The sequence below is a fragment of the Intestinimonas sp. genome (genome assembly GCF_026169115.1).
Lineage (GTDB): Bacteria > Bacillota > Clostridia > Oscillospirales > Oscillospiraceae > Intestinimonas.
The window spans coordinates 1-10,745 of record NZ_JAPFEA010000015.1; the positions used below are offsets into that span (position 1 = coordinate 1).

Annotated in this window: 6 protein-coding genes and 1 pseudogene; 4 read left to right on the plus strand and 3 right to left on the minus strand. The window is 62.3% G+C overall.

Features of this window, described 5'->3' with window-relative positions; genetic code table 11:
- Together Q0Y09_RS01280 and Q0Y09_RS01285 are read left to right on the plus strand one after the other, a co-directional pair.
- Positions 1-344: phage holin family protein (locus tag Q0Y09_RS01280; protein WP_297716589.1), on the plus strand; the 344-nt coding region annotated here is incomplete at its 5' end.
- Between the two features lie 241 nt (positions 345-585).
- Entirely contained in the window at positions 586-1,008 is a 423-nt protein-coding gene (locus Q0Y09_RS01285) for a serine proteinase (protein ID WP_297716591.1), read from the plus strand.
- 168 nt (positions 1,009-1,176) lie between these two features.
- Here Q0Y09_RS01285 and Q0Y09_RS01290 read toward each other — a convergent pair whose 3' ends face one another.
- From Q0Y09_RS01290 to Q0Y09_RS01300, 3 genes are all read right to left on the minus strand, one after another.
- Positions 1,177-2,067: a C40 family peptidase gene (locus Q0Y09_RS01290; protein WP_297716593.1), complete on the minus strand. Its 891-nt coding sequence runs from the start codon at positions 2,065-2,067 to the stop codon at positions 1,177-1,179.
- 48 nt (positions 2,068-2,115) lie between these two features.
- Positions 2,116-2,406 (minus strand): hypothetical protein, encoded by a 291-nt coding sequence (locus Q0Y09_RS01295; protein ID WP_297716595.1) that lies wholly within the window; start codon positions 2,404-2,406, stop codon positions 2,116-2,118.
- A 209-nt stretch (positions 2,407-2,615) separates the two neighbouring features.
- Entirely contained in the window at positions 2,616-6,131 is a 3,516-nt protein-coding gene (locus Q0Y09_RS01300; protein WP_297716597.1) for an Ig-like domain-containing protein, read from the minus strand.
- A 515-nt stretch (positions 6,132-6,646) separates the two neighbouring features.
- Between Q0Y09_RS01300 and rpoB the strand changes: the two genes are divergently transcribed.
- Both rpoB and Q0Y09_RS01310 read left to right on the plus strand, forming a co-directional pair.
- Positions 6,647-10,363, plus strand: a complete 3,717-nt coding sequence (gene rpoB, locus Q0Y09_RS01305) for a DNA-directed RNA polymerase subunit beta (protein ID WP_297716602.1) — start codon at positions 6,647-6,649, stop codon at positions 10,361-10,363.
- 20 nt (positions 10,364-10,383) lie between these two features.
- Positions 10,384-10,745, plus strand: a pseudogene (locus Q0Y09_RS01310) (hypothetical protein); the annotation flags it as partial.

Genomic DNA, 10,745 nt, shown 5'->3' on the forward strand with positions numbered 1-10,745 from the left:
CTGCCAAGGACGGCCAGTGGTCCTCCAAAGAGGCCCGGGCCGGGATCTGGCACAAGGCGGGCATGGTGGTGGTGGTCATTGTGGCCGCCGGCGCCGATATGCTCCTTGCCCTGATCCTCGCCAACCTGCCGGTGATCCAGCTCCCCATAGCCTATCGGGGTCTGGTTTGTCCCATGGTGCTGGTCTGGTACTGCATCACCGAGCTGGGCTCTATCGCGGAAAACGCTGTGACCATGGGGGCCAAGGTCCCCACATGGCTCACCAAGCTCCTCAAGGCCGGCCAGGCCGCCGTGGATGCCGCGGGGGATAAGGTGGTGGAGGAGAGCGAAGAAGATGCCAGATGAAGTGCCTCCCTGGATGGAACTGTGTTACTAACGGATAAAAATTAGTGATAATGCCGATGTGGCAAAAGTTTGCATTCGACAAAAATGTCCTGTCCGTAGGTGGGCATGGCACTACATTATGTGCCCCGCCTTGGAAATTGATTAAAATTCGGTTAATTCGGGAAGGATGGACTTGCGCGGCCGGGTCCCTCGGTATAGAATAAGGCCAGAAGCCCAAACCAAACTGACAGGAGGTTTTTTTATGACTTCTTTTGACGACCTGAAGGCGAAGGCGCTGGATCTGGCGCAGGCCGGTGCGGCCAAGGCCAAGGAGCTCACCGACGTTGCCAAGCTGAACATCGCCAATTCCTCTGAGGAGGACACCATCCGCAAAGCCTATATCGACCTGGGCAAGCTCTATTATGCTGAGCGGGGCATGGCGCCCGAGGGCGCCTATGTGGCCCTGTGCGAGAAGATCACCGCCGCCAAGCAGCGCATGGAGGAGAACAAGGCCAAGATCGCTGAGATCAAGCGGGCGGGCAACATCGACGACGACGATGTTGCCGCCTACACCTGCGATTGCGGCTGTGGCTGCGGCTGTGAGGGGGAGCCGGCGGAGGAGACGCCCGCCGCTGAGGAGCCCGTTGTGGTGGAGCCCCTGGCGGACGACAAGCCCGAGGAATAAAGCCCCCGGACGGCCATTGTTCCGATAAGCAAAGGTCCCGTTTTGCCCTTTGGGCAGAACGGGACCTTTTTTGCGTTGTCCATGCGATGGAGGGGGAGCGTAAAAAAACCGTGCGGGAGAAAAAATCTCCCGCACGGAAAGGCTCAAAATGGAGTTGTCAGAGGGGGATCAAAGGACCCGGCGGGCGTAGACGTAGACATTGGCGTAGTGGCCGGAATTCATCTGGTCGATCTGGACCACATAGCGGTTGGTGGAGGCGTGGATGAACTCGCCGCCGCCGATGTAAATGCCCACATGGGAGACGGGCTTGCTGGTCCGGTACTTGAAGAAGACCAGGTCGCCGGGCTGCAGCTCGTCCCGGCTGACGGAGACGCCGTTCTGGAGCTGGTCGGTTGCGGTGCGGTTGAGGGAGGAACCGAACTGGGAATAGATGTACTTGGTGAAGCCGGAGCAGTCAAAGCTGCTGGGGCCGTTGCCGCCCAGGACATAGGGGGTGCCCAGATACTGCTTGGCCAGGGCCACGATCTGGTCGCCCAGGGCGGAGGAGGCGGCGACAGTGGCGGCGGGCTCAGTGGTGATGGTGATATAGTCGCTGCTGACGTAGCCGGTGTTGCCGGCGTATGTAACCTTGTACCAGCCCTCATAAATGCCGTCCAGCTCCAGCACGGTGCCGCTGGGGATGGAGCAGAGGGAATCGAAGGTGGTGCTGGCGCCCGCGCGCATGTTCAGGGAGGAGCCGTCGGCGGTCACCTCACCGTAGCCCAGGTCGGTCTCGGTCTTAGTGGCCACGTCCAGGTACTCCCCGGACATGTAGCCCTCCACGGAGTTGTAGTTGACCTTGTACCAGCCGTCCTCGGCCTCGTCCAGCACGATCACGCTGCTGCCGCTGGAGACGGTGGCCAGGATCTCGCCCTCGGCGGCGGGGGTGGAACGGAGCCGGAGCGCGTCGGCGGTGACCGTTCCGGCGCCCAGAGAGGCGGCGGATGCGCCGATGGTGCACATGGCGGTGAGAACGGCGCCCAGCAGAGCGACGCGCAGCAGGCGAGACGACTGTATCATTGGTATGACCCCTCCATCAAAATCTCTTTGGTGTGGATGACGTACGGTTTACTTGCCGGCCAGAGCCCGGGCCAGCCAGACGGAAGCCACGTCCATGGCGGTGTAAAGGCTGTCCTTCTCGGTCTTCTTGACCACCCGGTCCCGGCTTTTGAGGTCGGGGTCGGTGAGCTGGAGCTGAACAGCCACACGGGTGGCCACATCCAGATCGTCCACCTTCTTGGTGTCCATCACCTGGAGCATGATGATGTATTTGTCGGCCATGCTGCCGTAGTAGATGAGGTTGTCCTTGCGGCGCAGGGGATGACCCTTGTAGGTCAGGGGAATCTTTTCTTCGGCCATTATATGCCTCCTAAGGATTTCTTAAAAATTGTAACCAAATTGTAACACACTGTCACCGAGTCGTCAACCCTGAAAAGAAAGGGAAATTGTGAATAAACTGTGAAGGGACGGACAATGGGCAGAAAAAAGCCCGCCGCCGCGGGGAGCCGCGGCGGCGGGCCGGTCTGTGAAACGCCGGTTGGATACGGGGCCTGCCAGAGGGGGTCAGTTCACAGGGTGAGCACCCGGTGGAGGATGACGGCCATCTCGGCCCGGGTCAGGGAGCCCTTGGGGTTGAGGCGGCCGTTGTTGTCGCCCTGGATGACGCCGGCCTGGACCAGGGAGGCCACAGAGCTCTGGGCGTAGCTGGAGGTGCTGCTCCCGTCGGCGAACCGGTTGAGGAAGGCGGCGGGGGCCTCGGCCAGGGTCTTGCCGGTGCGGCTGAGGGTGCGGTGGAGGAAGACCATGGCGTCCTCACGGGTCAGAGGAGCGGTGGGGCGGAAGGCGCCGTCGCTGCCGCCCTGGGCGATACCCAGGGCCTTGGCCACGGAGATGGCCTGGGCGTAGTAGCTGTTGGCGGGCACATCCTTGAAGCCGTCGGTGGCGGCGGCGGTGAGGTCGAAGGCCCGGTAGAGCATCAGGATGAAGTCGCCCCGGGTGATGTTGAGGGAGGGGCCGTAGGTGGTGGCGCTGGTGCCGGTGGTGACGCCACCCTCATAGAGGAAGTCCACCGCGGCGGCGGCCCAGCCGTGGCTGCCCATGTCGGTAAAGCGGCGGGACTGGGTGGAGGGGGTGACGGTGATCTCCACCTTGCCGGTGAAGGTGTTGTTCTTGCTGTCGGTGCCGGTGTAGTTGATGGAGATGGTGCCGTTGTAGCCGGCCCTGGGCACGAAGGTGACGGCGGAGATGGAGCCGCTGCCGCCGGCGGCGGGGAAGGAGATGGCGGGGCTCACCAGTCCGCCGTAGTTGTTGGGGCCGGTGTAGCCGTAGTAGAGCTTGCCGGCGGCGGTGGAGGGCAGCTCGAATTTCACAGAGGTGAGGGAGCCGGCGCCCCGGGCGGCGCAGGCGCTGACAAAGTCAGCGGAGGAGAAATTGACGGGGGCGGACCCGGTGGAATAGCGGATGGCCGGGGCGTCCTTGGGGGCGGAATAGACGATGACCACGGTGCCGGAGAAGCTGTCGTCGTCGGTGCTCCGGCCGGTGAAGGAGATCTCCACGCTGCCGGTGTAGGATTTGTCGGGGACGAAGGTCACATCCTGGAGCCGGGGGGAGGAGGTGCGGTAGTAGGAGGTGGAGCTGGTGACCTTCTTCTCGCCGCTCTCGTCGTACTGATAGTAGAGGGTGCCCTTGGAGGAGCTGGGGAGGGAGAAGCGGACGTAATCCAGGCTGGAATCGGTGGCGTCCTTGCAGTAGGCGTTGAAGTCGTCGTCGTCAAAGGTGACGGGCGCGCCGGCGGCGGCCTTGTAGGTGATGTCGCCCTCGTCGGCGTCGCCCACCCGGATCTTCATGGCGCCGGAGAAGCTCTCGCCGTCGGTGCTCTTGCCGGAGAAGGAGACCGAGAGGGTGCCGGTGTAATCGTCGTCAGGGACGAAGGTCACGTCGTCCAGCCGGGGGGAGGAGGAACGGTAATACTTGTCGGAGGAGGAGACCTCTTCCTCGTGGCGGTTCTCGCCGTAGCGATAGTAGAAGGTGCCCTTGGAGGAGGAGGGGGGCGTGATCTGCACATAGTCCATGCTGTGGCCGGTCTCGTCCTTGCAGAAGTCGTTGAAGTAGCTGTCGTCCAGGGCCAGGGTCTTGCCCGGGTCCACGGTGTAGGAGAGGGTGGAGCTGCTCTTGCGCACGGTGATCTTCACGGACCCGGAGAAGCTGTCCCGGGCGTTGCTGCGGCCGGAGTAAGAGATGGTGAAGGTGCCGGTGTAGCCGTCCTTGGGGACGAAGGTGACGCTGCTCAGGGCGGGGGAGTCGTTGTAATAGCACTTGTCGGAGGTGGAGAGCTTTTCTTCCTTCTTTTCGCCATAATTCACATAGAGGGCGCCCTTGGAGGAGCTCACAGAGCCGAAGGTCACATAGTCCAGGGAGGAGCCGGTGATCTTTTTGCAGATGCTGTTAAAGTCGCTGTCGGTGAAGGTGATGGGCTCGTTCTTGCCGGTTTCGTAGGAGATGTCGCCGGAGGGGGCGGTCAGACGGATCTCCAGGGTGCCGTTGTAGCTCTTTCCGGTGGAGTCATAGCCCACATAGGGGAAGGTGACGGTGTCGCCGCTATTGCCGTCGGGAACGAAGGTGATCTGGGAGATGGGCTTGTTGCCGCTGTTGGAGTAATGATATTTGGTGAGGGTGGAGATCTTGGAGCCGCCGTCCCCCTCGGTGTAGCCAAAGTAGAGGGTGCCCTTGGTGGAGGAGCTCTTACCGAACTTTACATAGTCCAGGGTGTTGCCGTACACGCCAACGCACACGCGGTTGAAGTCGCTGCGGTCCAGGGTCAGGGTCTTGTCCACCGCCACGGAGTAGGTGATGGTGGATACGCCGCCCTTGGTGACGGTGACCTTGCAGGTGGCGGTTTTGCCGCCGTCGGCGGTGGTGACGGTGATATCGGCCTTCCCTTCGGACTTGCCGGTGACCTTGCCGTTGGCGTCGACGGTGGCGATGTTGGTGTTGGAGGAGGTCCAGGTCACGGTCTTGTTGGTGGCGTTGGAGGGCTCCACCGTGGCGGTGAGCTGGGTGGTGCCGTTGACGTTCACAGTGGCAGTGGCCTTGTCCAGCTTCACCCCGGTGACGGCCACAGTAGAGGAGGTGACGGTGACGGTGCAGGTGGCCGTCTTTTGACCGTCGTCCGTGGTGGCAGTAATGGTGGTGTTGCCCTGACCAATGGCGGTAACATTGCCATCTTTGTCCACAGAAGCAATCTTATCGTTGTCAGACTTCCAGGTCACCCTCTGATTGGTGGCATCCGTAGGGGCAACGGTGGCGATGAGGGTATCCTTGCCGCCCACCGTGAGAGACAGGGAGTTTTTGTTCAGGGATACGCCGGTGACCGGAACGGGGGTATCATCGGTCACGGTGATTTCGATAGAGTTGGAGACATTACTGCTATCCTGGGCGGTCACAGTGATGGTGGCAGTGCCGCCCTTTTGGGCGGTCACTGTCCGCTTGGAGTCTCCATTGCTGCTGCCAAGGGCGACAGCGTCGCCTTTGACGGACCAGACAACAGCTTTGTTGGTGGCATCCTGGGGCGTTATCGCAACAGAGATTTCGGAGGTCTTGTTATCAGTGAGATTCAGAGCTTGAGAAGTGGCGGTAAGCTCAATACCTGTGACCTTTTTATCCGCCTGGGCCTCATTCTGCACAGTGACAGTACAGTTTTGGCTCACACTGTTGGTCCCCTTCTTTGGCTCGAGGGGGTCAGATTCTTCCAACGTGTCAGGAATGGTATATTCTGCGGTGACAGTCAAGGTTACGGTATCATCGTGCTTTGCATCAGAGGAGACTTGAATGGTCAGCGTGTTGGCAGAAAAGCTGGCAGTTATGCCTTTATCCTGACCAGTCACGGACCACGTAATATCTGATAAGCTGTCATCACTTAATTTGAGCGTCATTTCCTTTGACTCGCCGGCCTTGATAGTATAAGAGGATTCAAGATCAATAATTGAAGGCTTGCCCTCCGCCGCCCAGGCGGCGGGGAGCATGGTGAACACCATAGCCAGGGTCAAAAGCGCCGAAAGGATGCGGGCGCGCGAGCTTCGTTTCATGGTAAAGACTCCTTCCAAACTCCATTTTGCGCGGGATGCTCTCGTCTATATCATACATCGATTTTAGACGGTGAAATGTGACAAAAGGTTTCAAACTTTCTGACAAAATTTTAACACTTCTCCGGCGGGGTGGGCCGGACCGCCCCGGCGGGGGGGAAAAGGCCCCGCAATATGAAAAAAAGTCCGGATCACTCCGAACTTCATGGCAAAAGGACTTGACGTGGGAAAATCTACATGGTATACTGAAATGCTCCCGTATGTCCCGGGGCTGCTTCTGATACCCTCCCACGTTGGGTCAAGTATAGCAGTTTTGGTGGATATGCGCAAGAGGGGAGCACAAACAAAGCAACAACGCCGCCGCGTGTGTCGAGTGCAGCGAAGCCGGCGTTTTTGGCCATTTCCACGGGAAAGGGCCTGTGCAGCCATGGGAAAACAGCCGAAAGCCCTTGCTTTTGGCGCCGAATGCGAGAAAACGGAGTGTGATTTTCGGAATGGTCAACGACAAGCTGAACGGCATGGTCAAGGATGTCTACTACGGCAAGACCCTGCGGAAGAGCTATGCCCGCCACCAGGAGATTCTGGAGATGCCCTATCTGCTGGACGTCCAGAAGCATTCCTATCAGTGGTTCCTGGACACCGGCCTGCGGGAGGTCTTCAAGGATGTGGCCGCCATCACGGACTACGCGGGGAACCTGGAGCTGAGCTTCATCGACTACACCATGGATGAAGCCCCCAAGTACGATGTGGAGGAGTGCAAGGCCCGGGACGCCACCTATGCCGCCCCCATCAAGGTCCGGGTGCGCCTGCGCAACAAGGAGACCGAGGAGATCAAGGAGCAGGAGATCTTCATGGGCGACTTCCCCCTGATGACCAACGCCGGCACCTTTGTCATCAACGGCGCGGAGCGGGTCATCGTCTCCCAGATCGTCCGCTCCCCCGGCGTCTACTTCTCCAGAAATGAGGACAAGGCGGGCAACGTCACCTACGGCACCACCGTCATCCCCTACCGGGGCGCGTGGCTGGAGTACGAGACCGACCTTTCCGACCTCTTCTATGTCCGCATCGACAAAAACCGCAAGCTGCCCATCACCTGCCTCATCCGGGCGGTGGGCCCCCGGACCGACGCGGAGATCATCGACATGTTCGGCGAGGACGCCCGCATCCTGGCCACCCTGGAGAAGGACACCTGCAAGACCCGGGAGGACGCCCTGCTGGAGATCTACCGCAAGCTGCGCCCCGGCGAGCCCCCCACGGTGGACTCCGCCGAGAGCCTCTTGAATGCGCTGTTCTTCGACCCCCGCCGGTACGACCTGTCCGCCGTGGGCCGCTATAAGTTCAACAAGAAGCTAGCCATCTGGTCCCGCCTGAACGGCCAGAAGCTGGCCCTGCCCATCGCCGACCCCACCACCGGCGAGATCATCGCCGAGGCCGGTGAGGTCCTCACCCGGGAGCGGGCCCTGGAGCTCGAGGCCAAGGGCGTCAACGAGGCTGTCCTGGACCTGGAGGGCACCCTGGTCCGGGTCTTCTCCAATAATATGGTGGACGCCAAGGGCTTCCTGCCCTTCGACCCCGCCGAGTGCGGCATCACCGAAAAGGTCTACTTCCCCCTCCTCCGGGAGCTGCTGGAGCAGTACGAGGGAGACGAGGAGGGCCTTCGGGAGGCCGTGAAGGACCGGGTGGACGACCTGGTGCCCAAGCACATCTTCGTGGAGGACATCATGGCCTCCATCAACTACCTCAACTGCCTGTCCAACGGCGTGGGCACCCACGACGACATCGACCACCTGGGTAACCGCCGCCTGCGCTGCGTGGGCGAGCTGCTCCAGAACCAGTTCCGCATCGGTTTTTCCCGTATGGAGCGGGTCATCCGGGAGCGCATGACCATCCAGGACCTGGACATCGTCACCCCCCAGTCCCTCATCAACATCCGGCCCGTCACCGCCGCCATCAAGGAGTTCTTCGGCTCCTCCCCCCTGAGCCAGTTCATGGACCAGACCAACCCCCTGGCCGAGCTGACCCACAAGCGCCGTATGTCCGCCCTGGGCCCCGGCGGCCTATCCCGTGACCGGGCCTCCTTCGATGTGCGTGATATCCACTACTCCCACTATGGCCGCCTGTGCCCCATCGAGACCCCGGAAGGTCCCAACATCGGCCTGATCTCCTACCTGGCCTCCTACGCCCGCATCAACCGCTACGGCTTCATCGAGGCCCCCTACCGGAGGATCGACAAGGCCACCGGCCGGGTCACCGATGAGATCGATTATATGACCGCCGACATCGAGGACGAGTACACCATCGCCCAGGCCACCGAGCCCGTGGACGAGAACGGCTTCCTCCTCAATGCCCGTATCACCTGCCGCCACCGCAACGAGGTCATCGAGGTGGACCGGGAGCAGGTGGACTATATCGACGTCTCCCCCAAGATGATGGTGTCCATCGCCACCGCCATGATCCCCTTCCTGGAGAACGACGACGCCAACCGCGCCCTGATGGGCGCCAACATGCAGCGTCAGGCCGTGCCCCTGCTGACCACCCAGGCCCCCATCGTGGCCACCGGCCAGGAGCACAAGAACTGCATCGACTCCGAGATCGTCATTCTAGCCGAGGGTCCCGGCGAGGTCACCAAGGTCTCCGCCCAGTATATCACCGTCCGCTATGACGATGGCCGGGTGGTGGAATACAAGCTCACCAAGTTCATGCGCTCCAACCACGGCACCTGCATCAACCAGCGCCCCATCGTCAGCGTGGGCCAGCGCCTGGAGAAGGGCGACGTGCTGGTGGACGGTCCCTCCACCTCCAACGGCGAGATCGCCCTGGGCAAGAACATCCTCATGGGCTTCATGACCTGGGAAGGCTATAACTACGAGGACGCCATCCTCCTCAACGAGCGCATGGTGAAGGAGGACGTCTTCACCTCCATCCACATCGAGGAGTACGAGACCGAGAGCCGGGACACCAAGCTGGGGCCCGAGGAGATCACCCGGGACATTCCCAACGTGGGCGAGGACGCCCTGAAGGACCTGGACGAGCGCGGCATCATCCGCGTGGGCGCCGAGGTCCGGGCCGGCGATATCCTGGTGGGCAAGGTCACCCCCAAGGGCGAGACCGACCTCACCGCCGAGGAGCGGCTGCTCCGCGCCATTTTTGGCGAGAAGGCCCGGGAGGTCCGCGACACCTCTTTGAAGGTGCCCCACGGCGAGAGCGGCATCATTGTGGACGTGAAGGTCTTCACCCGCGAGGCCGGCGACGAGCTCTCCCCCGGCGTCAACGAGGTGGTCCGGGTCTACATCGCCCAGAAGCGTAAGATCTCCGTGGGCGACAAGATGGCCGGCCGCCACGGCAACAAGGGCGTCGTCTCCCGCATCCTGCCCCAGGAGGATATGCCCTTCCTGCCCGACGGCACCCCCCTGGACATCGTCCTGAACCCCCTGGGCGTGCCCTCCCGTATGAACATCGGGCAGGTGCTGGAGGTCCACCTGGGCTATGCCGCCCAGGCCCTGGGCTGGAAGGTGGCCACCCCCATCTTCAACGGCGCCAACGAGCCCGAGATCGCCGCCACCCTCCAGGCCGCCGGCCTGGCCGAGGACGGCAAGAGCTGGCTCTACGACGGACGCACCGGCGAGCGGTTCGACAACCGCGTCACCGTGGGCTACGTCTACTTCCTCAAGCTCCACCACCTGGTGGATGATAAGATCCACGCCCGCTCCACCGGCCCCTACTCCCTGGTCACCCAGCAGCCCCTGGGCGGCAAGGCCCAGTTCGGCGGCCAGCGCTTCGGCGAGATGGAGGTGTGGGCCCTGGAGGCCTACGGCGCCGCCTATACCCTCCAGGAGATCCTTACCGTCAAGTCCGACGACGTCACCGGGCGTGTCCACACCTACGAGGCCATCGTCAAGGGCCACAACGTGCCCAAGCCAGGCGTGCCCGAGTCCTTCAAGGTTCTGGTGAAGGAGCTCCAGGCCCTGTGCCTGGACATCCAGGTCCTGGACCGGGACGGCAACGAGATCGAGCTCAAGGAAGACGACGAGGACACCTACCAGCCTGACCGCATCCGGGACGACGACGACTTCTACGGCTACAACGCCGGCGGGGAGTCCGACTTCGCCGCCGCCGGCTTCACGCTGAAGGCGGAAAGCGACGATGACGACCTGGCTGTCTCCGACGGCGGCAGCGAGCTGGAGTTCGAAGAGGGCGAACTGTCCCTCGACGGCGACCAGGACGATATGGAATGAGAAAGGGAGGACGATAAAATATGAGCTACGCTGAGTTTGACGCCATCCGCATTGGCATCGCCTCCCCGGAACAGATCCTGGACTGGTCCTACGGCGAGGTCCTCAAGCCGGAGACCATCAACTACCGTACCCTCAAGCCGGAGCGGGACGGCCGCGAGCTCGAGCTGAAGGGAGACGACGGGGGCACCTCCCAGGCTGCGCGCGTCCGGGACGGCGAGGTCTTCTACGGCTACGACGGCGGCGGGGGGTGCGGCTTCGGCGCCGCCGCCCTCCACGCCGCCCCCGCCCCGGCCGCGGCCCGGCCGGCCGGCCTCCCCGCCGGCCCCCCTCAGCGCGAGCTCGTCGCCGGCCCGGCCCACGACCTGGACGTCCAGGCACAGGC

What these genes read in the sequence shown, in the direction of transcription:
- rpoB (WP_297716602.1), top strand. Translation starts at nt 6,647, where the DNA reads ATGGTCAAGGATGTCTACTACGGCAAGACCCTGCGGAAGAGCTATGCC.
- Q0Y09_RS01295 (WP_297716595.1), bottom strand. Translation starts at nt 2,406, where the DNA reads ATGGCCGAAGAAAAGATTCCCCTGACCTACAAGGGTCATCCCCTGCGC.
- Q0Y09_RS01290 (WP_297716593.1), bottom strand. Translation starts at nt 2,067, where the DNA reads ATGATACAGTCGTCTCGCCTGCTGCGCGTCGCTCTGCTGGGCGCCGTT.
- Q0Y09_RS01285 (WP_297716591.1), top strand. Translation starts at nt 586, where the DNA reads ATGACTTCTTTTGACGACCTGAAGGCGAAGGCGCTGGATCTGGCGCAG.
- Q0Y09_RS01300 (WP_297716597.1), bottom strand. Translation starts at nt 6,131, where the DNA reads ATGAAACGAAGCTCGCGCGCCCGCATCCTTTCGGCGCTTTTGACCCTG.